Genomic DNA, 25,464 nt, shown 5'->3' on the forward strand with positions numbered 1-25,464 from the left:
AAACAATCGGCCCATTATCTAATTTTCAAATTGATTAATTCTCTAATTAATCAATCCTTTCACATCATCAAAATTTAACCCGCCGTAATTTCCAGAACTCATTAATAAAAGTGCCGAATTATCTAAATTTAAGTTGAATAAATATTCTTTAAATTCAGTTGGATTTGTATAAATGATTAAATCTTTTCTGTTAAATGCTGTAGCAATCTGTTCATAAGTTACTTCTTCTAACTGTTTTATTTTCACAGCATCTGGAGAGTAGAAAACAACGGCAACATCTGCATATTCTAAAGCGCCTTCATATTCTTTTAAGAATTCGGCATTTAAACTGCTGTACGTATGCAATTCCAAACAAGCTACTAAAGTTCTATTTGGATATTGTTCTTTAACTGCTTTTGTTGTAGCTGCAACTTTACTTGGCGAATGCGCAAAATCTTTATAGGCTACTTTTCCTTTTCCTTCAGCAATTTTTTCTAAACGTTTTGAAGCTCCTTTAAAACTTGCGATTGCCTCGTAAAAATCAGCTTCGTCAACTCCCATATTTTGGCAGATCCATTTGGCTCCAGCTAAATTATTTAAGTTATGCGCACCAAAAACTTCAATTGGCATATCGCCTTCTGGAGTTTTTAATAAAGTTACACCATCACTTACAGAATATTCTGGAGTTGAATACGCAATTTTTCTAATTGGATTTGTTGCTGCTTCAGAAACACGTTTTACTTCTGGATCATTTTCATTATAAACTAAAATACCTCCGTTAGTAATTTTTGCAATGAAAATCTCAAACTGCTCTACATAATTCTCGTACGTTGGAAAAACGTTAATATGATCCCAAGCAATTCCAGAAATCAAGGCAATATTGGGCTGATACAAATGAAATTTAGGGCGTCTGTCAATTGGAGAAGACAAATATTCGTCACCTTCCAAAACCATAAAATCATTTTCTTCCGTTAAGTGAACCATTGTATCAAAGCCTTCCAATTGTGCACCAACCATGTAATCAACTGCAATATTATGGTAATGCATCACGTGCAAAATCATCGAAGTAATAGTCGTTTTTCCGTGAGAACCACCAATTACAACACGAGTTTTATTTTTTGACTGTTCATATAAAAATTCAGGATAGGAATAAATTTTTAATCCCAATTCCTGTGCTTTCAATAATTCCGGATTATCTGCTTTTGCGTGCATTCCAAGAATGATTGCATCAATATCAGCAGTAATTTTTTCTGGAAACCATCCTAATTCAGCTGGTAAAATTCCCTTTTTCTCTAATCTTGATTTTGATGGTTCAAAGATAGCGTCATCGCTTCCTGTAACCTGATATCCTTTGTTATGTAGTGCTAATGCTAAGTTGTGCATTGCGCTTCCGCCAATGGCAATGAAATGTGTTTTCATTTAGAATCTCTATTTTATGCTTCGAATTTTCGTTTTAAATCCTGCGCTTTTTTTGTGTCTTTTAGTTTGTTCAAATATAAATTATATAATTTTTGAAATGTGACTTTTGAATTGCCAATTTCATGCGCTTTCTTATAATTTTTTTCAGCAAGATCGTATCTTTTAAAATATTCTTCAATTCTTCCTCTTGACAAATATCCGTCAACTGGAGAAAACTGCGCTAATTCGTTAGAATATGCAATTGCTTTAGATTCGCTTCCGCCTAAAATTCCGGGCAATTGTAAATAAATTTCAATCAATGCCCAACGCGCCTGAACGTGTTTTGGATTAAGCTCGATTGCTTTTTCAAAAGCTTCTTTCATATCACCAACCATCGAGAAAGCTTTGATTTTATTCACTTCAACAGCATGCATCGCCAGACAACCTCCATATTTAAAAAAATAATCAGCAACTGTGGGTTTCAATTCTTTTAGTTTTTTAAAATATTCAGCCCCTTTTACCCATGATTTTTGATGTGCTTCTATTTCGCCAAGATATTCAAGTGACTTTATATCTGACGGATTTGTTTTAAGAACAAATTCAAATATAGGTTTAGCTTCATCGTACTTCTTAGCCCGAAATAACTTCTCTCCTTTTTCAAAATTAGATTGCGCCCAAGAATACATTGGAACAATTAAAAAGAAAATCAGCCACTTTTTCATATTTCAAAAATAAGGAAATATAAAATGCTATTTGCTTTTGAACATAAATTAGTAATTTGTACGAAATTTATTTTTAAATAATCTTTGTATGTTTTCCAACCTTTTTTGAATTTCAAACATCTTAAGATTAAAACTCTTCTTATGAAAAATATACTTTTTGTATTCTTATTGATTTCGACAGTACTTTTTAGTCAGCAAAATGACAAAAAATGGGACAATGTAATTGCTCTTGAAAACGAAGGCAAAGTAAAAGCTGCCAATGAGATTGTTTCCAAAATTTACAAAAAAGCTGTAAATCAAAAAGACGAAGTCCAAATGATAAAATGCTTTTTCTACCAATCTAAATATTTGCAGGTTGTTGATGAAAATGCACAGACGAAAATTTTAAATAATTTGCAAACAGATATTAACCGTGTCTCTATTCCATCAAAAGCAATTTTGAATTTGGTGTATGCAAAATGTTTGACCGATTATTACAGTAATAACAGATATCAAATTAACAGAAGAACAAATACTACGGTTTTAGACTCCGATTTTTTAACATGGACTGATAGTAATTTTATCTCTCAAATTAATCTCGTCTTAAAAAACTCATTAGAAAATGAGGCTATTTTAAAAAACACTTCTCTAATAAAATACGAAGCAGTCTTTGATTATCCTACACTGGAAAAATTCAAAACGTTAAATGTATTCAATTACATACTATCGGAAAATATTTCTATTCTAACACAGAAATTACGTACTTGGGAAATTAAGAAAAGTGAGTTTTTTGATTTTAAAAAAGAGCTTTTAGGAAATTCAAATGATTTTATAAAACTAAATTTCGATTCTGTTTCTAATGAAAATCTCAAAATGATTTTGAAACTTTATCAAAAACAAGAAATCAATAATCCTTCAGCAGAAAACATTTGGCAAAGAATTCAATTCAGCAAAAATTTCATTGTTGATGCTGATCAATATTACATTAAAGCCTTGACAGCGTTTCAAAAACAAACCAATGATGTAAATCTTATTCACAACATTCAACTCGAAAAAGCATATTACTTAGCTCAACATGCATCCAAACATACTTATCCAGATTACAATGTAAAAGCAGTTGTGACTCTCGATAGTATTCTAAAAACAGAAAATAAATCGAATGCTTATAAACTGGCGCTTCAAAAAAAAGAAGCTATTTTGCATAAATTTTTAAATGTAAAGCTTCAAAAGTACATTTATAATAATGAAAACACGAGAGGTTATATCCGATATCAAAATATTGAGAATCTTAAAATTTCATTCTTTAAAATCAGTCAGGCACAAATTAAGCAGACTAAAACGTATAAGAGAGACAGCATAATTGAGAATCTTGTCACAAAAACAAAACCTACAGCATCACAAATCTATCCGCTTGTCGATAAAAAAGATTATTATGAATATTCTACTGAAGTTTTGCTTCCTAAATTAGAAACAGGTTCTTACTTGGTCTATTTTGAAAGTGAATCTGATACTAAAGGCAAAAAAGCAACTGCTTTTGAAACCATAACGGTTTCTCCATTTATAGTTTTAGCATCGCAAAATGAAAAACAGGAAAATTATCAGGTTTTAGATCGAAAAACAGGAAAACCTTTAGAAAATGTAACCGTAAAAACTCCTTCTTTCTCTGTTATAACAAATAAAAACGGAAATGCTGTTTTGGATAAAGTAAAAGATGGCTACGATGAACTTATCTCTTTCTACACTGCAAATGACACGCTTTCTGTAAACAAAAACTACCTTTATTACAATACTGAATATGATGATCTGGATGATGAAAATCAAAAATTTAGCGCAACAGTCGAATTCTATCTAGACCGCGCAATTTATCGTCCCGGACAAACGGTTTATTACAAAGGAATTGCCATACAGAGATTAAAAGGCAAAGTTTCTGTAGTTCCTTACACTTCGTTTAAAATTACTGTTGAAGATGCCAATCAAAATGATTTTAAAGAATTTGACGTAACTACAAATGAATTTGGATCTTTTTCCGGAGAATTTATTCTGCCAAAAACCGGACTTACAGGAACTTTTAATATTAAAGCAGAAGAACCAGATGATTATGAAAAAGACAAAGCTTACGATAAAACAAAAAACGAACATCCATTTTGGGACAATGTCAACTTGTCTTATTCAGAGTTAGGCTTTAGAGTTGAAGAATACAAACGTCCGAAATTTGAAGTCAATTTTGAACCTAAAAAAGAGAGTTTCGAACTTAATAAACTAGCAAAAGTAAACGGAACTGCAAAAGCTTTTGCAGGAAGCAACATTTCTGATGCGAAAGTAACTTACACTGTTACCAGAAGTACAAATTATTTTAGAGATTATTATTCGCAAGAACCGAATGAAGTATTAAAAACAGGAGAAACTAAAACCGATGCTTCAGGAAAATTTACAATTGATTTTACAGCACTTCCTTCAGAGAATGCGATAAAAGAAAAACTTCCTGTTTTTTCTTATTTGATAAAAGCTTCTGTAACCGATATTAATGGCGAAACGCACGATGCTCAAACTACTATAAAAGTGGGCTATCATGATTTAGAGCTTAACACTACTGTCAAGTCCTTGATTTCAACCAAAAATAAAAATGACATCAAACTTACGAGCACTAATTTAAATGGTGAGTCAAAAGCGGTTAAAGCAGATGTGAAAATTTATTTTCTTAAGCCGATCTCTACAAAATTCAAAACCAGAGTTTTTCCTAATCCTGATATCGAAGCGATTTCTGATACAGAATTTGAAAAATTATTTCCTTATGAATCCAACATAAAATCAAAAGAAAAAACACCAGAAACTTTAGTGTTTTCTAAAAAAATCAACACGGAAACCGACAAAATTCTTCCTTTAGATTTTATTTCAAATTATAAATCTGGAAATTATAAAGTTGTCTTTTCGGCTCAAGATAGTTTTGGAAATTTAATTGAAAACAGCTCCATTTTTAAAATTAAACAAAGCAAAGATAAATTTGATGCAAGCAGATTGTTTACTGTAGAACAAATAAATTCTGATGCAAAAAAAGATGGTTTTGCTTTAATAAAATTAACTTCTGTTATACCAGATTTATATATCATAGGAACAGCTAACTTTGAAGGCAATATTTTTTCAGAAGAAACATACCATCTTGAAAATCATGAAACCATAATTAGAATTCCACTTAAAAAAGAATTCAAAGATATTGTCACAATTAATTTTGAAAGTGTTTTTGAAAATGAAAAATTTGATAATAGTATCTCTGTCGCTCTGAAATCAGAAAAACCAGAATTAAAATTTGATGTAGATACTTTTAGAAGTAAATTACAACCTGGAAGCTCCGAAAATTGGTCTTTTAAACTTACAGGAACAGCAACAAAAAAAGAAGCTGAAGTTTTGGCTTCTATGTACGACGCTTCTTTGGATCAATTTGCTACAAAAAACTGGGAAAGGTGGAATAGTTATTACAACAGCGGAAGTATTGTCCGCGGTACATCGAAATCAGTTTTAGGAAATGAAAAAACGAATACTATAATCTCTTATCCAAATAGCAACTCTAAGTCCATAGAACTTAAAAATGAAAGCACAAAATTAATCTGGTTTGGATTTGACTTTAACAGCTCCAATTACAATGCACTTTATCTTCAAAGAGAATATCAAAGACAATTAAGCAAAAAAGTAAAAAAGCCAGCAAATGCCAAAATGATATCGGGAATTGTAACCGATAACAACAAATTGGAAATACCTGGTGTATCTGTAACCGTAAAAGGCACGCAAAGAAGTACAACAACCGACTACGATGGATATTATGAAATAGAAGCTAATGAAAATGAAGAACTTGTATTTTCTTATATTGGCTTTAAAAGTGAAACGGCTGTTATTTCCCGAAACAAAATCCAAAATATTATTTTAAAAGATGAATCTTCTAATTTAGAAGAAGTTGTTTTGGTAGGTTATGGTGTTCAGAAAAAACAGTCTTTAACAGGAGCAGTTACCCAAATGGTCGTTCAAGAAGACAATACCGTTTATAATACAGCCGGAATTTCAGATACATTATCTGGAAAAGTTGCTGGTGTGAGTGTAAGCGACTATAAAGTTATGATTAGAGGAAACGGTTCAATCTCAAGTGCAAATTCTCCCATTTATGTAGTGGACGGAATAATAGTAGCCAATATAGACAGTATAGACCCAAAAGATATTTTAGCAATCGATGTTTTAAAAGACCAAAAAGCAACTGCCCTTTATGGAAGCAGAGCTGCAAATGGCGCTATTATCATTACGACAAAGAAAGCATTAGAAGAATTAACCCAAGTAAAAGCCAGAAAAAATCTTTCTGAAACTGCTTTCTTCTTCCCCAATTTAAGAACTGATTCTAAAGGAAAAGTAAGTTTCAACTTTACTTCTCCCGAAGCGCTTACAGCTTGGAAACTTCGTTTACTGGCTCATAACAAAGATGCCGTTTTAGGATATCTGGAAAGGAATGTTGTTACTCAAAAAGAATTAATGGTTGTGCCTAATTTTCCAAGATTCTTTAGAGAAAAAGACACCATTGTAATCAGTGCTAAAATTTCGAATGTTACCGCTGAAGCGAAAACGGGAATCGCAAACTTGCAGTTTTTTGATGCGACAACCATGCAGCCAATTGATGCTAAAATGCTCAATACAAAAAACATTAAAAATTTTACTATTTCAGCATACGGAAATACAACGGCAAATTGGATCATTACAATTCCTGAAGGCTTACAAGGTGTTCAATATCGAATCGTAGCAAAAGCAGGAAATTTTTCAGACGGAGAAGAAAATATTCTTCCTGTCTTGACGAATAATATGTTAGTTACAGAAAGTATTCCTATTTGGGTTCGCGAGAATTCTACTAAAGAATACACTTTTGAAAACCTAAAAAACAACAATTCTAATACTTTAAAAAATCATCAGTTTACTTTAGAATATACTTCAAACCCAACTTGGATTGCCATTCAATCACTTCCTTATTTAATGGAATACGAACACGAATGTGCCGAACAGACTTTTGCACGATATTATGCCAATGCATTGGCAACAGAAATCATTTCGAGTAATCCAAAAATTGCAACTGTTTTTGAAAATTGGAAAAAAAGCGGTAAACCAACTTCTAAGCTGGAAGAAAATGAAGAATTAAAATCGCTTATTCTGGCAGAAACTCCATGGCTGAATGATGCTCAATCTGAAGAGGAAAAGAAAAAGAATTTAGCCCTTTTGTTTGATTTAGAGAAAATGAAAAGTTCACAGGAAACTACTTTCGACAAATTAAAACAAAAACAAAAATCATCTGGTGGATTTTCTTGGTTTGACGGCGGTTATGAAAGCGAATATATTACAAGACATATTCTGGCTGGTTTGGGTCATTTAGAAAAACTGGGCAAAAACAATACAGCCAAAAGTGATGAAATTACTAAAACTGGAATTCCGTTTATAGATTCTAAATTTTTAGAATATTATAAAACCACAACCAAAAACCTGAAAAAGAACGAGAAATTAACTTGGTTTAATCCGTATTCTGATCTGCATTATTTGTATACGAGAAGTTTTTACTTAGAGAAATATCCGTTATCAGATACTTTGAAAAAAGCAACAAAACTATATTTAGAAACAGCTAAAAAAGATTGGCTGAATTATTCTCTGTACGAAAAAGGGTTAGCGGCTTTGACTTTGAATCGTTTTGGAGAAAAAGAAAGTGCTAAGAAAATCATCGAAAGTTTAAAAGAAACCGCATCTAACAACGAAAATTGGGGAATGTACTGGATTGCCAATAAATCTGGCTGGTATTGGTATCACGCGCCGATAGAAACTCAGGCTTTATTGATTGAGGCTTTCGCCGAAGTGACAAACGACACCAAATCGGTTGATGCAATGAAAGTCTGGTTATTAAAAAACAAACAAACCAAAAACTGGCCCACAACAAAATCAACCACCGAAGCCATTTATGCCTTATTAATGCAGGGAACCGACTGGCTTTCGGTAAAAGACAATACGGTCATCAAATTGGGAGATGAAAAAATAGTAGCCAGAAAACTGGCCGAAAACGAAAAAGAAGCCGAAACGGGTTACATCAAAATGACTTGGAAAGCCGAAGAAGTAAAGAAAGAAATGGCTTCGATCAAAATTCAAAACAAATCTAAAGTTCCCGGTTTTGGAGGTGTTTATTGGCAGTATTTTGAAGATTTGGATAAAATCAAAAATAACTCTGGAACGGCATTGTCTGTTTCAAAAGAATTGTATTTGAAGAAAAGCGCTTTAAAAGGCGATGAATTGGAAAAAATAACAGCTCAAAACACTTTAAAAACGGGCGATTTAATTACAGTTCGATTAATTATTACAGCCAAAGAAAATTCAGAATACATTCATTTAAAAGATATGCGAGCCTCTTGTTTTGAACCTGTAAATGTTCTTTCTGAATATCAATACAAAGATCGTTTAGGCTATTATATGAGTACAAAAGATGCAGCAACGCATTTCTTTTTTGACGAAATCAACAAAGGAACTTATGTTTTAGAATACGATATTCGAGTAAACAACAGCGGGGAATTCTCCAACGGAATTACCACAATCCAAAGTATGTATGCGCCAGAATTCGCAAGCCATACAAAAGGAATTCGAGTGAAAGTCCAATAAGTTTTTCCGCCACGACCCGAGCGATAGCGAACGGACGAAGTAATTCATGAATTATTTTTTGACAATCTTTGAAAATAAAATTCGTGAATTCGTGGCGGAAAAAAAATATAAAACCCTAACAACATCCTCGTATTTCAAAAATCAAGGAAATATAAAATGCTATTTGCTTTTGAACATAAATTAGTAATTTGTACGAAATTTATTTTTAATTAAAACCAACCTTTACGCCACAAAAATACCTCTGATATAAAAAGCTACTTTATGAAAAAGATTTTACTGTTATTTTTATTGGTTTCCACTACCGTTTTCGCACAGCAATTTGACAAAGAATGGAAAAAAGTCATGGCACTTGAAAACGTTGGAAGAATTAGATCTGCCAACAGAATTGTAGATCGCATTTACAAAAAAGCAGTTACTCAAAAAGATGAAGTACAAATGATAAAATGCTTTTTTCACACCTCAAAGTACCTTTATAATTTGGATGAAAATGCTAAAACCAAAACTTTAGCCAATCTAAAAAGGGATATAAACCGGGTTTCCGTCCCGTCAAAAGCACTTTTAAATCTGGTTTATGCGAAATTTTTGATTCATTACCGCGATTATGGCGATCCCGAAATAATGGTAGATAGTGCCGCTTCAGTAGTAGATTACGAAACTACTTCGGTAGACACGACTGCTTCTGCCCTAGATACGTCAGCGGAAGATTCAGATTCTTCTGAAACTGATTTTTATTCAGAAGAGGAGATTACGGAACTTTATAAAAAAACATTAGAAAATGCATCAATCTTAAAAAGTACGCCTTTAAGCAATTATGAAACCCTATTTTACTTTCATAAAAATTCAAAATTTAAAAAACAGAGTTTATTTGACTATTTATTAGAGGAGAATATTGCTTATTTTTCCTCTAAAATAGAACGCTGGGAAATTTCAGAAAATGAATTTGTCCCTTACACAGAATCGTTTTTTGGTAATTCTGAAGCTTTTATACAACTTAATCTCGATTTTATAACTGAAACAAACCTAAAAAATACTCTATTCTTATACCAACAGAAAGAAATTATCGATCCATCTTTAGAAAATCAGTTTGAACGAGTTAAATTCTGTCAGGAAACATTTTTAAACTTAGATGATCGTTTCGAAACTTACCTCGCTTTGATTGAAAAGAAAGCCGAAGAGAAACCACTTATCCAGAAAATTAAATTGGAACAGGTTTCAATCCTCGTGAAAAAGGCATCCAAAACAACTTATCCAGAAAACAATATTAAAGCACTCAATCTTATTGATGAGATTGTAAAAATCAATGAAAACTCATATCCTGCAAGCGATGCTTTGGAAAAAAAAGCACAGATTCTCTCCAAATCATTATCATTAGAACTTGAAGAATATATTTATCCGAATAAAAATACTAGAGCGTTAATATATTACCAAAATGTAGAGCGTTTTAAAATTTCCTTTTTTAAAATTAGTCTTTCGGAATTAAAAGAATTTAAAAAAGGTGAAAGACAAGACAGTTTATCTAAACTAATTACTGCTAAAAGGCCTCCAGTTGTTTCGCAAAATTATGATCTCCTAAATAAAAAAGATTATTTTGATTATACAACAGAAGTTTTACTGCCAAAACTAACTCTTGGAAATTATCTGATTTATGTAGAAAGCGATTCAGATTCAAAAGAAGAAAAAGCCTATGCAAGTGATATCATTTCAGTTTCCAATTTAATGGCACTTGCTTCTGAACAAAAAAATATCGAAAGCTATCAAGTTCTCGACAGAAAAACCGGTAAGCCTATTGAAAATGCAGTCGTAAAATTTAAAAATACTACAACAGAGACCAATGCAAAAGGCATTGCTACTTTTACAAAAATTTCAAATGATGACGATGATTTGTTTGTTGAGTTATCTAAAGATGGCGATTCTTTAATGGTGGAAAGAAATTATTATGTACAACATGTATCAGAATATAATCCTGATAACAGAACAGATGGTAAAATAGAGTTTTATTTAGACCGTGCTATTTATAGACCTGGTCAGACTGTTTTTTATAAAGGTATTGCTTTTCAAAAAAACAAAAACAAAAGCAGTATTGTGCCCAATGCAAGGTTTGAAGTCTCTGTTTATGATGTCAATAATCAAGTCATAAAAAAAATGGAAGTTACTGCTAACGAGTTTGGTTCGTTTTCGGGAGAATTTGCACTTCCTAAAAATGGACTGACTGGAAATTTCAGTATTTCGGCTCAAAAAGTTCACATTTCTTCAAACGAAGAGTCCAAACTCTTACCATGGTATAAAGTGGATTTTTATAACCAGAGAACTTCCTTTAGAGTAGAAGAATACAAACGTCCAAAATTTGAGGTTACTTTTGAACCTAAGAAAGAGTCTTTTAAACTCAATCAAGCTGTTAAAATTAAAGGAAACGCAAAAGCATTTGCTGGAAACTCCATTTCTGATGCTATCGTAAAATACAATGTAACCCGATATACCAGTTATTACCGAAATTATTATGGCCGTGAAGAGAAAGAAACTCTTGCTGTGGGAGAAACAAAAACGGATGCTTCAGGAAAATTTTCAATTGACTTTACAGCTCTTCCTTCAAAAAACAATAGAAAAGAGGAATTGCCCGTTTTCAATTATCAAATTGAGGCAACGGTTACAGACTTAAACGGAGAAACACATACTACGCAGACAATTGTAAAAGTTGGTTATCATGATTTGATTCTTAATGCATCTATTCCCTCAATTATAGAAACTAAAGACAAAAACGAAATAACATTATCAAGTACCAATCTGAACGGAGAATTTTTGACTGCCAAAGGCGAAGTAAAATTATATTTAGTAAGTACTTTTCCTAGTAAATTTAAACGCAGAATTTTTCAACAGCCAGATATAAAGGGTATTTCAGATGAAGATTTTGAAAAACTATTTCCTTATGAAATCAATAAAAATGAAGACGAAAATAAAATTGCAGAAGTTTTAGTATTCTCTAAAAAGGTAGACACGCAAAAAGACAAAAAAATTGTCTTAGATTTTATTTCCAACTATAAATCGGGAACTTATAAAATGGTCTTTTCAGCTAAAGATAGTTTCAATAATCCTATCGAAAATTCCTCTATATTTCAAATTAAACAAAGTGCCGAAAAATTTTATGCAGGCAGTTTACTAACAGTAAAAAAAGTCAATGATGACCCAAGAAAAGATGGCTTTGTACTAGTAAAAGTAACCTCTCCTATTCCTGATCTTTATATTATTGTGAGTGGCAATTACCAAAGCGGTGTTTTCTTTGAAGATATTTTTCATTTAGAAAACAATGAAACTGTAATTAAAATTCCGTTAAAGGATGAATTTGAAAACCAAATAAAATTAGGTTTTGAAAGTGTTTTCGAAAATTACAGTTATACACAAATGCTTGATGTCGCACTTAAAGAGCCAGAAGCAAAATTAGAATGGACTGTTGAAAGTTTTAGAAGTAAAATTGAACCCGGAAGTCCACAAAACTGGTCATTTAAATTAAATGGTGTTAATACAAAAATCGAAGCCGAAGTTTTAGCTTCGATGTATGACAGTTCTTTAGACCAATTCAGCATCAAAAATTGGCAGAACTTGAATATTTACCGTAACACTTACAACAGTATTAATTTTAAAACTGATTTAGGTTTAGCCAAAACCCACATGGAAGTAAATAATCTTAATGAATATGTTGGCGCTACTTATTTTGAGGATGAAGAAACACAATTAAACTGGTTTGGTTTTAATTTCAATTATAGCCATTTTGGTGATCTTGGGATGACTATAGTAGATATTAAAGATGGAAAAGTGGGAGCAGTAACTATTAAAGGAGATCCAGACGCTGTTTTAACTGTTGATGAACCTGTAGGAGCTGGGCCGGTAAATGCTATGGTGATTGAAGGAGGTGATGTTGTTCAAAGATCTCCTATCAAAGTTAGTCAAGTTAAATTCGTAAAGCCTGTTGTTGCTCACGCAAGTGAAACGACTGAAAATCCTGAATATTATTATCAAACAGATAAAATAAAATTTATTCCGGGTAAAAAAATCGTAAGCGGACTAACATCAATGGCCGTAAATACATCAACATTATATATCATTGATGGAGAAATCTTATCAGAAAGTGATTTCAACAAAATAAATCCTGAAGATGTTTTATCTATAGATTTTTTAACCGCTGATAAAGCTAAAGCTCTTTATGGAAGTAAAAGTGCAAACGGTGTTATTATTATCACCACAAAAAAAGCAATGGAATTGTTGACGCAGGTAAAAACTAGAAAAAATCTCTCCGAAACAGCATTCTTTTTTCCACATCTAAAAACAGATTCGACTGGAAATGTAAGTTTCAACTTCACATCACCTGAAGCTTTAACGGCTTGGAAACTTCGTTTAATGGCACATAACAAAGAGGCGGTTTCTGGTTATTTAGAAAAAAACATTGTTACTCAAAAGGAATTAATGGTTTCACCAAATTTCCCTAGATTCTTTAGAGAAAAAGATGCAATTACAATCAGTGCCAAAATCTCAAATCTTACCGCTGAAGCAAAAACCGGAATCGCAAGTTTACAGTTTTTTGATGCTGCGACTATGGAACCAATTGATGCCAAAATACTGAACTTAAAAAACATCAAAAACTTTACAATTCCGAGTTACGGAAACACAACGGCAAACTGGACAATTATAATTCCAGAAGGCTTACAAGGCATTCAATACAAAATCGTAGCAAAAGCAGGTAATTTCTCTGATGGAGAAGAAAATATTATTCCTGTTTTGACCAATAATATGCTGGTAACTGAAAGTATTCCGATTTGGGTTCGCGAGAATTCAACTAAAGAATATAAATTTGAGAATTTAAAAAACAATAATTCTACAACATTAAAAAATCATCAATTTACACTAGAATATACTTCTAACCCAACTTGGCTTGCGATTCAGTCAATTCCTTATTTAATGGAATACGAACATGAATGTGCCGAACAGACTTTTGCTCGTTATTATGCCAATGCTTTGGCTACAGAAATCATTTCAAGTAATCCGAAAATTGCGAATGTTTTTGAAACTTGGAGAAAAAAAGGAACTCCAAATTCAAAACTGGAAGAAAATGAAGAATTAAAATCACTTATTTTAGCAGAAACACCTTGGCTGAATGACGCGCAATCTGAAGATGAAAAGAAAAAGAATTTAGCACTTTTGTTTGACTTAGAGAAAATGAAAACGTCTCAGGAAGCTACTTTTCAAAAATTAAAACAAAAACAACTGCCTTCGGGTGCTTTTTCATGGTTTGGAGGAAATTACGAAAATGAATACATCACGAGACATATTTTAGCTGGTCTCGGACATTTGGAAAAACTTCAAAAAAACAACAATACATCTCAATTAGAGCAGATTACAGCTACTGCAATTCCGTTTATAGATTCTAAATTTTTAGAGTACTATAAAAGCACCACCAAAAACCTAAAAAAGAGCGATAAATTAATTTGGCTCAATCCCTATTCTGACCTGCATTATCTTTATACCAGAAGTTTTTATTTAGAGAAATATCCTTTATCTGATACTTTGAAAAAAGCAGCAAAACTATATTTGGAAACAGCTAAAAAAAGCTGGTTAAACTATTCTCTTTACGAGAAAGGACTTGCTGCCTTGACACTAAATCGTTTTGGAGAAAAAGCAACAGCCAAAACAATTTTGGAAAGTCTAAAAGAAACGGCATCAAACAACGAAGACTGGGGAATGTACTGGATTGCCAACAAATCAGGATGGTATTGGTATCAGGCTCCGATAGAAACTCAGGCTTTATTGATTGAGGCTTTCGCTGAAATAAATAACGACACCAAATCGGTTGATGCGATGAAAGTCTGGTTATTGAAAAACAAACAAACTAAAAACTGGCCCACAACAAAATCTACAACCGAAGCCATTTATGCTTTATTAATGCAAGGTACCGACTGGCTTTCTGTAAAAGACAATACGGTTATCAAATTGGGAGATGAAAAAATCATGACCAAAAAATTAGCCGAAAATGAAAAAGAAGCAGAAACAGGCTACATCAAACTAAACTGGAAAGCAGATGAAGTAAAGAAAGAAATGGCTTCCATCAAAATTCAAAACAAATCAAAAGTTCCTGGTTTTGGAGGTGTTTATTGGCAATACTTTGAAGATTTGGACAAAATTAAAAACAATTCCGGTGCAGTTTTATCTGTTTCGAAAGAATTATATCTAAAGAAAAGCACTCTCAAAGGAAATCAATTAGAAAAAATCATAACAAAAAACCCATTAAAAATTGGAGATTTGGTTACGGTTCGACTTATCATTACCTCAAAAGAAGATACCGAATATGTTCATTTAAAAGATATGCGTGCCTCTTGTTTTGAACCTGTCAACGTTCTTTCTGAATACCAATATAAAAATGGATTAGGTTATTACATGAGTACAAAAGATGCGGCTACACATTTATTCTTTGACCAAATTAAAAAAGGAACTTATGTTTTAGAATATGATATAAGAGTAAATAACAGTGGTGAATTCTCTAACGGAATTACCACAATCCAAAGTATGTATGCACCAGAATTTGCGAGCCATACAAAAGGGATTCGAGTGAAAGTTCAATAAAAAAAATCCGCCACGAATTCACGAATTTTATTTAATTAATTCGTGAATTCGTGGCGGAAAAAATTGTAGAAATTGAGATTATTTAGCAATCGTCAATTCGTCGATAATGTTTTTCGCTCCTGCGTATTTGTCAATAATCCAAAGAACGTAACGAATATCTACGTTGATAGTTCTTTGTAAATTAGAATCAAAAATAACGTCTCCAGCCATAGCTTCGATGTTTCCATCAAAAGCAATACCGATTAATTCTCCTTTTCCGTTCAAAACCGGTGATCCTGAATTTCCTCCAGTAATATCGTTATCAGTTAAGAAGTTTACTGGCATGTAACCTGCTTTATCAGCATATTGTCCGAAATCTTTTTTCTTATTCAATTCTAATAAACGAGCTGGCAAGTCAAATTCCTGATCTCCTGCTTTGTATTTTTTAACCATACTTTCCATTGTAGTATAGTTGTTGATTTTTGCATCATTACGAGGATCAGCAGGTAAAGCTCGAACTTTTCCGTAAGTCAATCTCAAAGTAGAGTTTGCATCTGGATATTTAATCGCGTTTAATTTAGATTCTCTTAAACCTTCAACCAATTTACGGAAAGCCGTTGCAAAACCATCATCGGCTTTTGCCTGATCGTCTGATTTAGAACGGTATTTAGTCAATAAATCATTAGAAATAATATACAATGGATCGTGTGTAAGGGCTACTGGTTTCGGATCTGCTAAAAATCCTAATATTTTTTCTTTAGATGTAAAATAACTTTGTTCCGTTGCTTTTGCTACATCAGCAGTGAAATCGCCATTGTTAGCCGTTTTCATTTTTGCAATTTCTGGAGCAAGTCCATATTCAGCAGCTTTAGCAGCGTATAAATTCAACTGTGCAGTTAAAATATCCTTTTCTAAAGGAGCATAAAATTCGCCATAAACACTTTCAATCAATGCATTGATTTTAGGAAGCATTTCTGCTTTTTTTGCATCATTTTCTTTGTAGTAAGCAATTAATGCATTTCCTAAATTAGCTGGCGCAGTTGCATAAGCAGAAGTACGTAAAAGCTGTGTCAAGTAATTATCGTGACGCGCTTTTAGGTTTGTTTCTCTGTAATAATCATTGATTGTTGGAATTACATTCTCGTACTTTTCTTTATTTGCAGGTTTGCTTGCCCACTCATAAAATTTATCTTCTTGTTCTGCTTTAGTATCAACCGTTCCAGCTTTTGTTAAAGCATCGATCATACCTTGACGGTTTTTCCAGTAGTTTGCTGTAGAAGCATATTTAGAAGCGTACTGTAAACGAACAGTTGCATCTTTATCCATATACTTTTTCATTACATCCATTCCGGTTTTAGCACCTTCAACCCATGCAGGGTAAGCATATTTAATGTTTTGCTCAATTCCACCAGCTGGCATCCAACGGTTTGTTCTTCCTGGATAACCTAAAATCATGGCAAAATCATTTTCTTTTACACCTTTAATACTTACTGGTAAATAATGTTTTGGTTTCAAAGGCACATTGTCTTTTGAGTAAGCGGCAGGATTTCCGTCTTTATCTGCATACACTCTAAACATAGAGAAATCTCCAGTTTGACGAGGCCATTCCCAGTTGTCAGTATCTCCACCAAATTTACCAACGCTTTCTGGTGGTGTTCCCACTAAACGAACGTCTGTGTAATCTTGGTAAACAAAATAGTAATATTCATTTCCTTGAAAGAATGGACGAACAGAAACAGTGTATTTTCCGTTTTCGCTGTTTTCTTTTTCGATCAAATTGATTTCCTGCTGAATCACTTTGTTTCTTTCCGTTTCCGTCATTTGATCGTTTACTTTAGATAAAATTCTTTTAGAAACATCATCCATACGAACGAAGAAACGAACAAACAAAGATTTTGGTTTCATTTCCTGACTACGGTCTTTAGCCCAGAAACCATCTTTTAAATAGTTTCTTTCTGCTGATGAAAGTTCAGCAATGGCACTATATCCGCAGTGGTGATTGGTAAGTACCAAACCAGTATTTGAAACAATCTCTGCAGTACATCCACCATTGAATTGTACAATCGCATCTTTCAAACTGTGATTGTTGATACTGTAAATTTCTTCGGCTGTCAATTGCAAGCCCATTTTTTCCATATCTCTATGGTTCAATCTTTCGATAAACATCAAAAACCACATTCCTTCATCGGCTCTCATAGGGAAAGTCATAAGGCACATGGTCAAGAATAAAATTACTTTTTTCATGTTATTTTGTTTAAGTGATGCGAATATAGCTCATATTTATAATTATTCCACTCAAAACAAATCCAAAATTGCACATGTTTTCGCTTTTTTAGTCTTTTATTAAGAATTTAACATTGTTTTTAAAAAAGAAAGGCGTTCTAAAAATAGAACGCCTTTCTTTTTTAAAAGTTACTAAGATGCTAAGTTTCTAAGAGTCTAAGTTTTTTTCTTTGAACTTAGTAGCTTAGAAACTTAGAACTTTACTCGTTAAGCATTTTCCAAAGCCTGTCTTTCAAATCGGTCAAACCTTGCTGTGCAACAGACGAAATAAACATATAAGGAACATCTTTGAAAGTAACATCTAATTCTGCTTTCAATTCTGCTTTTAGTTCATCATCCAGCATATCGCATTTTGAAATTACCAATAGACGTTCTTTGTCTAACATTTCAGGATTATATTTCGTTAATTCATTAACCAAAATATCGTATTCTGCTCTAATATCTGGCGTATCAACAGGAACTAAAAATAACAATGTCGAATTACGCTCAATATGACGTAAGAAATAATGTCCTAAACCTTTTCCTTCTGCGGCGCCTTCAATAATTCCAGGAATGTCAGCAATTACAAAAGATTGAAAATCTCTGTATGCTACAATTCCTAAATTTGGTTTTAAAGTGGTAAAAGGATAATCGGCAATTTTTGGTTTTGCCGAAGTTAGCACAGATAATAAAGTAGATTTTCCTGCATTTGGGAAACCAACTAAACCTACATCTGCTAGAACTTTCAATTCTAAAATCACATCCATTTCTACACCAAGTAAACCTGGCTGTGCATAACGAGGTGTTTGGTTTGTAGAACTTCTAAAATGCCAATTTCCTAAACCTCCTTTTCCTCCTCTCGCCAGAATTTGTTTTTCTCCATCTTCTGTAATTTCAAAAAGTGTTTCTCCAGTTTCTTTGTCTTTTACAACAGTTCCTAGTGGCACTTCAATGATTTTATCATCTCCATCTGCACCCGTACTACGATCGCCACCACCATCTCCACCGTGACCTGCTTTAATGTGACGTGCAAACTTTAAGTGAAATAATGTCCAGAGTCCTTTATTTCCAACTAAATATACATGTCCGCCTCGACCTCCGTCTCCTCCGTCTGGACCACCTTTTTCAATAAATTTCTCTCTATGTAAATGCGTAGATCCTTTCCCTCCTTTTCCGGAAGAAACGTATATCTTAACGTAATCTACAAAATTTCCTTCTGTCATTTTTCTGAATTTCAGATTTTAGATTTCAGATTTTAGATTGCTCTAGCTTCTATTTCTAAATTCTATTTTATTTATTTTTTCGTTTCAATCTATACATTAAGTGTAAACTGTGTCTGCATACTGAGACTGAAAACTTTTTATTCTCTCTATTCTTTCAATGCTTTAACAAGCACTTTATCAATTTTTACGCCGTCCATGTCGATCACTTCTAAGACGAATTTCTGCCAGACTAATTTTTCTCCTTCTTTTGGAATATGAGAAAGCTCCGTCATGATCATGCCGCTTACAGTGTTTACTTCGTAATCGTTGGTTAATTCGTCTAACTCGAAATAGGTTAAGAAATCGTGTAACGAATAATGTCCGTCAACCAGCCACGAACCATCTTCTCTTTCTATCAGCTGGAATTCGTCTTTGTAAAATTCAGAGGCATCTCCAACTAAAGCTTCTAGGATGTCATTCAAAGTAATCAAACCTTGAAAAACTCCATATTCATCTGAAACTAAAGCGTAATGAACTCCTGTTTTCTTGAAATTTTCTAACGCTTTGTAAGCCGTTGTCTGTTCCATTAAATAAGGCGCATCGGAAACTATTACCGACAAATCGAAATTATCTTTTTCTATACTGGCGAAGATATTTTTTAATGTAACCACTCCAACAATATCATCGTAATTATCATTATAAACTGGATAAACAGCATGCAGATCCTGAACTACCAATTCTTTAATCTTGTCTTTATCTGCTTTTAACGGCAACATGTCAACCGATTTTCGGTGTGTCATTAACGAACTTACTTTTCTATCTCCGATATGAAAAACGCGCTCCACAATATCTTGTTCAATTTCTTGAACTTCTCCAACTTCTGTTCCTTCTTTGATTATGGCCTTAATTTCTTCTTCAGTCACTTTTCCGTCTGCCGTTGGTTTGATTTGTAAAACATTCAACAAGAAATCTGTTGAAGAAGTTAACAACCAAATAAACGGCGCCGTAATGATCGAAATAACTTTCATTGGCATTGCCACCATTTTAGCAATTGCTTCTGGGTAATTTAATCCGATTCGTTTTGGAAGTAATTCTCCTAAAACTAATGAGAAGAAAGTTAAAACTACAACCACAATTCCAACTGCGATTGAATGTGCATAAGGTTTTAAAGCTGCAAAACCTGCCACAAATAATTCAACATCGGCAGTGATTTTATCTCCGGAATAAATACCTGTTAAAATACCGATTAAGGTAATTCCGATTTGTACTGTTGATAAAAATTTGTTTGGCGAATTGGCTAAATCGAGTGCTGTTTTAGCACTTTTATTGCCTTTTTTCGCTGCTGTTTCCAACCTGTTTTTACGGGCTGAAATCAAAGCGATTTCAGACATGGAGAAAACTCCGTTTAGTAGAATTAGAAAAAATATAATTAGTATTTCCAATTGATAGGGGATTCGTTATAAAATGGTCTAGTTAAATGCAATTTGTACTCAATTTATTATAGCCCAGATGGAAGTGAATAGCCCGGAGCTAAAAAAACTAATTTTTCCTGCCAGAAAACAGCGACCGGAGGAAGCTCGTTTTATGGTTTGGAAAAATAGTTTTTTTAGCGAGGACTAGTAACGTACAGCTGGAAAAAGCTTCTACAAATTATCTATAACTGACGTTAAGCGCTCTGTAATATCTTTAATTTCTCCAATACCGTTTACAGCGTGAAATTTATTCTGTGCTTTATAGTAATCGATTAACGGAGCTGTTTTTTCATTGTATTCCTGATATCTCACACGAATTTTTTCTTCGTCCTGGTCATCTGCTCTTCCGCTTGTTTTTCCTCTTTCTAATAGACGGGCTACTAAAATTTCGTCATCAGCTTCTAAAGCGATTGTTGCTGTTACGCTAGAACCAATTGTTGGCAAAAATTTGTCTAAAGCTTCTGCCTGATTGATTGTTCTTGGGTAACCGTCGAACAAAAATCCTGCTGTATCAGGGTGTTTTTTTACCTCATCAATTAACATTGCAGTTGTTACTTCGCAAGGAACTAATTCTCCGTTGTCCATAAAAACTCTTGCTTTTTTTCCTAGTTCAGTATCATTTTTTAAATTGAAACGAAAAATATCTCCTGTTGAAAGGTGTGTTAAATTGTATTTTTCTTTTAAAAATTCTGCCTGAGTTCCTTTTCCTGCACCAGGCTTTCCAAATAAAACGATGTTAATCATAATTGAAATGAGTGTTGTTACTTCTGTCTTTCAGAAGTTTTAAAATGAATATATAGTTGTGTTTTGTTATTCTGCTAATTTGTAAACTTCGGTTAAGTTTCTTCCTAATCCATCATAGTCCAAACCATAACCCACAATAAATTTGTTCGGAATACGAATTCCGATATAATCTATTTTGATGTCTTTTTTATATGCTTCCGGTTTAAAGAATAATGTTGCAATTTTAAAATGCTTTACATTTTGTGCTTTAAACAAATGCTTCAATTCTTCAATTGTATTTCCGGTATCGATAATATCTTCGATGATGATTACCGTTCTTCCCGAAAGATCCTGATTGATTCCGATTAATTCTTTAACCGAATTTGTTGTTTCGGTTCCTTCATACGATGCCATTTTGATAAACGAAACCTCGCACGGTTTTTTATATTTTTTTAGAAAATCTGATACGACCATAAAGGCACCATTCAAAACCCCAATAAAAATTGGCGTATCATCTCCAAAATCGTCTTCTACCTGAGCCACTATTTTGGTTAAAGCAAAATCAATTTCTTTAGCCGAAATAAACGGAACAAATTGTTTATCGTGAAGTTGTATCATTATTTTTCTTTTTAAAATAATGGACAAAGATACAGAATTAGAACTTAACAGCTTATATCAAAATGGACTGTATCCTGATATTTTTTAAGAATGTTAAATATCAGTTAATAATTACAAATTATTTTTTGATGCTGTTTCAAATTTCAGTAAATTGTTGTTAAATAATTATTTAACTCCAAAAAACCGATGAAAAGATCCTTATCACTATTCTCAATATCGTTATTAGCCTTAATGACTTCCTGTAATGGACAAGTTAAAAAAGAAGAAAAAGAAGCCTTAGCCAAACAGCCCGGAAACGTTGTAAAAACGGCTATCGGAGACATTACACTTCCTCCGCCCTACGCAACCGAATCAAAAACAAAGAACAGTAAAGTTATAGGCTGGCCCGAAGGCAAAACGCCAAAAGCACCGGAAGGTTTTACGGTAACCAAATTTGCTGACGGTTTCGAAAATCCGCGTTGGAGCTATATCGGACCAAACAATGATATTTTTGTTGTGGAGAGTGGAACCAGAACAAGTAAAAACCAAATTATAGTTTTGCGTGACAAGGATAAAGACGGAAAATATGAAACTCGAGAAGTTTTTATTTCTGGTTTAAACAGACCTTTGGGAATGCTCATTCTTAAAGACTTTTTTTATATTGCCAATACCGATGGACTTTACCGTTATCCTTATAAAAATGCCCCTTTAAAATTAGAAACTCAAGGAACTAAAATCGTTGAACTTCCTGCGGGTGGATACAACAATCACTGGACAAGAAGTTTGCTGGCTAATCCTGAAGGAACAAAAATTTATATTGGTGTTGGTTCAGGAAGCAATGTTGGAGAAAACGGAATGGATAAAGAAATTCGCCGTGCCGCAATTTTAGAAATTAATCCTGACGGAACCGGCGAAAAAATTTATGCTGAAGGTCTTAGAAATCCAATGGGAATGGATTGGAATCCTGCCAACAAAAAGGAACTATGGACAGCAGTAAATGAAAGAGATGAACTTGGCGATGATTTGGTTCCAGATTATATCACGAGTGTAAAAAGAGGCGGTTTTTATGGATGGCCTTATTCGTATTTTGGAAGTATTCCTGACCCAAGATGGAAAGGGAAAGGCGAAAGAAAAGATTTGATAGAAAGAGCTATTGTTCCCGATGTTCCGGTTGGTGCTCACACGGCTTCTTTGGGATTGGCTTTTTATACTAAAGATGCTTTTCCTGCTAAATATAAAAACGGAGCTTTTGTAGGTCAGCATGGTTCCTGGAACCGATCTGTAATTTCAGGTTATAAAGTTTTATTTGTTCCTTTTAAAGATGGAAAACCTTCAGGAAAACCAGAAGATTTTTTAACGGGTTTTATTTCTGACAATGATAAAGCGGAAGTTTACGGGCGTCCGGTTGCGGTTACAGTTATGAATGATGGATCGCTTTTGGTTAATGATGATAGCGGCAATACGATTTGGAAAGTTTCAGCCAAATAAATCGACAAGCTTGGTTTTAACCACAAATTACACAAATTTTCGCAAATTAATTTGTGTGAATTTGTGCAATTTGCGGTTTAAAAAATATATCGAATTTTTAATCCAATTGCTTTCGGCACAAACTATAAAGATTTTTAAACACATAGAGACATAGATTTTTTTGCATTAAAAAGTTGATTTTAAGAAAACTCGTTTTCACACATAGCTACTATGTGAATTTAAATAAGTGAAACGCCTTTTTTGCCTCAATCAATACTATGTTTCTATGTGTTAAAATAAAACCGCACTTTTAACTCTGCTCATTTATGTCTTTCCTCAAATGTTTTCTTTTTCTTTTGATTTTTTTTGTTTCTAAAAACATTTCAGCACAAGAAAATATTGATTCTGTCAAAACTCAAAAACTGAACGAAGTTTTAATAAGTCCGCTTCACATTAATCGGGATTTACAGAATAGTCCTGCTTCGATTGGTGTTTTATCTGAAAAAGAATTACTTCGAAATAATACCACAGACATAAGTAATGTCATTAACACGATTCCCGGTGTTTTTATGCAATCGTCGAATATTACCACAACCCGAATTTCGATTCGCGGAATTGGCGCCAGAACGCCATACGGAACCAATAAAATCAGGGCTTTTTATGGTAATATTCCACTGACATCTGGAAACAGCGAAACGGTAATTGATGATATTGATCTTCAAAACATCAATCAGGTTGAAGTAATCAAAGGGCCACTTTCGAGTATTTACGGAGCGGGTTTGGGTGGAGCGATTTTGATTTCGCCCGAAACATTTAATAAAGGAAATTATCAAGCGGAAGTCAGTTCTGTTTTTGGATCTTTTGGATTATTGAAAAACAGAGTCGGTTTTAATTGGAACGAAAAAAGCGCTTCTTTCAATCTGAGTTATCACAATTTAAAAACCGATGGCTGGCGCGAAAACAGCGCTTACAATCGGGAAGGAATTACGCTCGGCGGTGAATTGTTCCGAAAGAAAAACAGCAAGTTGACGTACTTTTCCAATTACACTTATTTAAAAGCATACATTCCGAGTTCAATCAATAAAACCACTTTCGAAAATAATCCACAGGCAGGCGCGCCGACTTGGGTTGCTTCAAAAGGATTCAAAGAATACAAATCGACTTTGGGCGGATTGGCTTATGATTTTAAAATAAACGATAATTTAAACAATTCAACTTCTGTTTTTATCAATTATAAAGACAGCAACGAACCGCGTCCTTTTGATATTTTGCGTCAATATACTTTTGCATCAGGTGCGAGAACTCAATTTTCGGGAGATTTTAATATCGGAAAAATCAAAAATCAGTTTATTGCAGGTCTGGAATATTTCAGAGATAATTATAGTGGAAATACTTTTCAAAACTTATATCAGCAAAATAATGGAAACGGAAGTTTGCAAGGCAATCAACTTACCGCAACCGATCAAAAAAGAGATTTTTACAACATTTTTTCTCAAATCAGGACTTTGCTTTCAGAACATTTTGAGATTCAGGCAGGTTTAAATTACAACAAAACTAAATTTGAATTGCAGAATGATTTTCCCGCTTCCGCGAATAATCTGAAGGAGAAATATAGTTATGACGGGATTTTTTCGCCACAGCTTTCTTTTCTTTATAAACCAAATGAAGTTCGAACCTTTTACTTTTCTGTAAGTCGAGGATTTTCTCTTCCCGCTACCGAAGAAACTTTAACTTCAACAGGAAACATCAATTCTGATATTAAACCCGAAACAGGTTATAATTTTGAATTGGGCGGAAAACTGCACTTTTTCAATAGAAAACTCTACACCGAAATTGCTATTTACCGAATGGAAATTAAAGATTTATTGGTTGCCAAAAGAATCGGCGACGATCAATATGAAGGTGTAAATGCCGGGAAAACTTTTCATGAAGGAATTGAGATTTCCTTAAATCACAATTGGCCGATTAATCGAATTTTTACTCTAAATTCTTATGTTGGCGCTTCAATCGGAAATTATGAATTCAAAGAATTTGTCGATAACGGAAATGATTATTCTGGAAACAAATTAACGGGAGTTCCAGCCAATACAGCAAGCGCAGGTTTTACTTTAAACACAAATTCTGGATTTTATTTTACTGCCGATTTCCAATTTACCGATAAAATCCCAATGAACGATTCAAATGCAGATTATTCCGATTCTTATTCACTTCTGAATTTAAAAACCGGTTACCAATTTGAAATTCTATCTGGTTTAAAAGCTCATTTCGACGCAGGCATAAATAATGTCATGAACGAAAAATACGCTTCCATGATTTTGACCAATGCAACTGCCGTTGGAAATGCACAACCAAGATTTTACTACCCAGGATTACCAATAAATTATTACGGAATTATCTCATTAAATTATGTATTTTAGCACA

At 33.3% G+C, this 25,464-nt stretch carries 11 protein-coding genes; 4 read left to right on the top strand and 7 right to left on the bottom strand.

Translation table 11 applies throughout. From position 1 onward, the window contains the following. Window positions 1–42: 42 nt before the first annotated feature. Together P2W65_RS02180 and P2W65_RS02185 are read right to left on the bottom strand one after the other, a co-directional pair. Window positions 43–1,398, bottom strand: coding sequence for a UDP-N-acetylmuramate--L-alanine ligase (locus P2W65_RS02180; RefSeq protein WP_289663244.1), 1,356 nt, complete (start codon window positions 1,396–1,398; stop codon window positions 43–45). 14 nt (window positions 1,399–1,412) lie between these two features. Continuing rightward, complete coding sequence (locus tag P2W65_RS02185) at window positions 1,413–2,099, bottom strand: tetratricopeptide repeat protein (RefSeq protein WP_289663246.1); 687 nt, start codon at window positions 2,097–2,099, stop codon at window positions 1,413–1,415. Window positions 2,100–2,240: 141 nt separating this feature from the next. On the opposite strand from P2W65_RS02185, the gene P2W65_RS02190 reads away from it, so the two are divergent. Both P2W65_RS02190 and P2W65_RS02195 read left to right on the top strand, forming a co-directional pair. Next, a complete protein-coding gene (locus tag P2W65_RS02190; protein WP_289663248.1) occupies window positions 2,241–8,735 on the top strand; it encodes an alpha-2-macroglobulin family protein in 6,495 nt (2,164 codons plus the stop codon). 261 nt (window positions 8,736–8,996) lie between these two features. Then, window positions 8,997–15,341, top strand: coding sequence for an alpha-2-macroglobulin family protein (locus tag P2W65_RS02195; protein WP_289663250.1), 6,345 nt, complete (start codon window positions 8,997–8,999; stop codon window positions 15,339–15,341). Between the two features lie 78 nt (window positions 15,342–15,419). Here P2W65_RS02195 and P2W65_RS02200 read toward each other — a convergent pair whose 3' ends face one another. The 5 genes from P2W65_RS02200 to hpt all read right to left on the bottom strand — a co-directional run bounded on the left by P2W65_RS02200 (window position 15,420) and on the right by hpt (window position 21,597). Next, window positions 15,420–17,564 (bottom strand): S46 family peptidase, encoded by a 2,145-nt coding sequence (locus tag P2W65_RS02200; RefSeq protein ID WP_289663252.1) that lies wholly within the window; start codon window positions 17,562–17,564, stop codon window positions 15,420–15,422. A 239-nt stretch (window positions 17,565–17,803) separates the two neighbouring features. Beyond that, window positions 17,804–18,805: a GTPase ObgE gene (gene obgE, locus P2W65_RS02205; protein ID WP_289663253.1), complete on the bottom strand. Its 1,002-nt coding sequence runs from the start codon at window positions 18,803–18,805 to the stop codon at window positions 17,804–17,806. 146 nt (window positions 18,806–18,951) lie between these two features. Beyond that, window positions 18,952–20,226 carry a hemolysin family protein gene (locus P2W65_RS02210; protein WP_179002157.1) on the bottom strand — a complete coding sequence of 425 codons (1,275 nt, stop codon included), beginning with the start codon at window positions 20,224–20,226 and terminating at the stop codon, window positions 18,952–18,954. Between the two features lie 201 nt (window positions 20,227–20,427). Then, window positions 20,428–21,000, bottom strand: coding sequence for an adenylate kinase (locus P2W65_RS02215; RefSeq protein ID WP_109190676.1), 573 nt, complete (start codon window positions 20,998–21,000; stop codon window positions 20,428–20,430). A gap of 66 nt (window positions 21,001–21,066) precedes the next feature. Beyond that, complete coding sequence (gene hpt, locus P2W65_RS02220) at window positions 21,067–21,597, bottom strand: hypoxanthine phosphoribosyltransferase (protein ID WP_244165420.1); 531 nt, start codon at window positions 21,595–21,597, stop codon at window positions 21,067–21,069. Between the two features lie 186 nt (window positions 21,598–21,783). On the opposite strand from hpt, the gene P2W65_RS02225 reads away from it, so the two are divergent. Next, on the top strand, window positions 21,784–23,064 hold the full coding sequence (locus tag P2W65_RS02225; protein ID WP_289663258.1) for a PQQ-dependent sugar dehydrogenase: 1,281 nt from the start codon (window positions 21,784–21,786) through the stop codon (window positions 23,062–23,064). 305 nt (window positions 23,065–23,369) lie between these two features. After that, a complete protein-coding gene (locus P2W65_RS02230; protein WP_289663261.1) occupies window positions 23,370–25,460 on the top strand; it encodes a TonB-dependent receptor in 2,091 nt (696 codons plus the stop codon). Window positions 25,461–25,464: the final 4 nt, after the last annotated feature.

Origin of the sequence: Flavobacterium panacagri (assembly GCF_030378165.1) — a bacterium.
GTDB lineage: Bacteria > Bacteroidota > Bacteroidia > Flavobacteriales > Flavobacteriaceae > Flavobacterium > Flavobacterium panacagri.

Bases quoted from the DNA above. Each gene is read 5' to 3' on its own strand.
- P2W65_RS02180 (WP_289663244.1), bottom strand. From the start codon at position 1,398: ATGAAAACACATTTCATTGCCATTGGCGGAAGCGCAATGCACAACTTA.
- P2W65_RS02185 (WP_289663246.1), bottom strand. From the start codon at position 2,099: ATGAAAAAGTGGCTGATTTTCTTTTTAATTGTTCCAATGTATTCTTGG.
- P2W65_RS02190 (WP_289663248.1), top strand. From the start codon at position 2,241: ATGAAAAATATACTTTTTGTATTCTTATTGATTTCGACAGTACTTTTT.
- P2W65_RS02195 (WP_289663250.1), top strand. From the start codon at position 8,997: ATGAAAAAGATTTTACTGTTATTTTTATTGGTTTCCACTACCGTTTTC.
- P2W65_RS02200 (WP_289663252.1), bottom strand. From the start codon at position 17,564: ATGAAAAAAGTAATTTTATTCTTGACCATGTGCCTTATGACTTTCCCT.
- obgE (WP_289663253.1), bottom strand. From the start codon at position 18,805: ATGACAGAAGGAAATTTTGTAGATTACGTTAAGATATACGTTTCTTCC.
- P2W65_RS02215 (WP_109190676.1), bottom strand. From the start codon at position 21,000: ATGATTAACATCGTTTTATTTGGAAAGCCTGGTGCAGGAAAAGGAACT.
- hpt (WP_244165420.1), bottom strand. From the start codon at position 21,597: ATGATACAACTTCACGATAAACAATTTGTTCCGTTTATTTCGGCTAAA.
- P2W65_RS02225 (WP_289663258.1), top strand. From the start codon at position 21,784: ATGAAAAGATCCTTATCACTATTCTCAATATCGTTATTAGCCTTAATG.
- P2W65_RS02230 (WP_289663261.1), top strand. From the start codon at position 23,370: ATGTCTTTCCTCAAATGTTTTCTTTTTCTTTTGATTTTTTTTGTTTCT.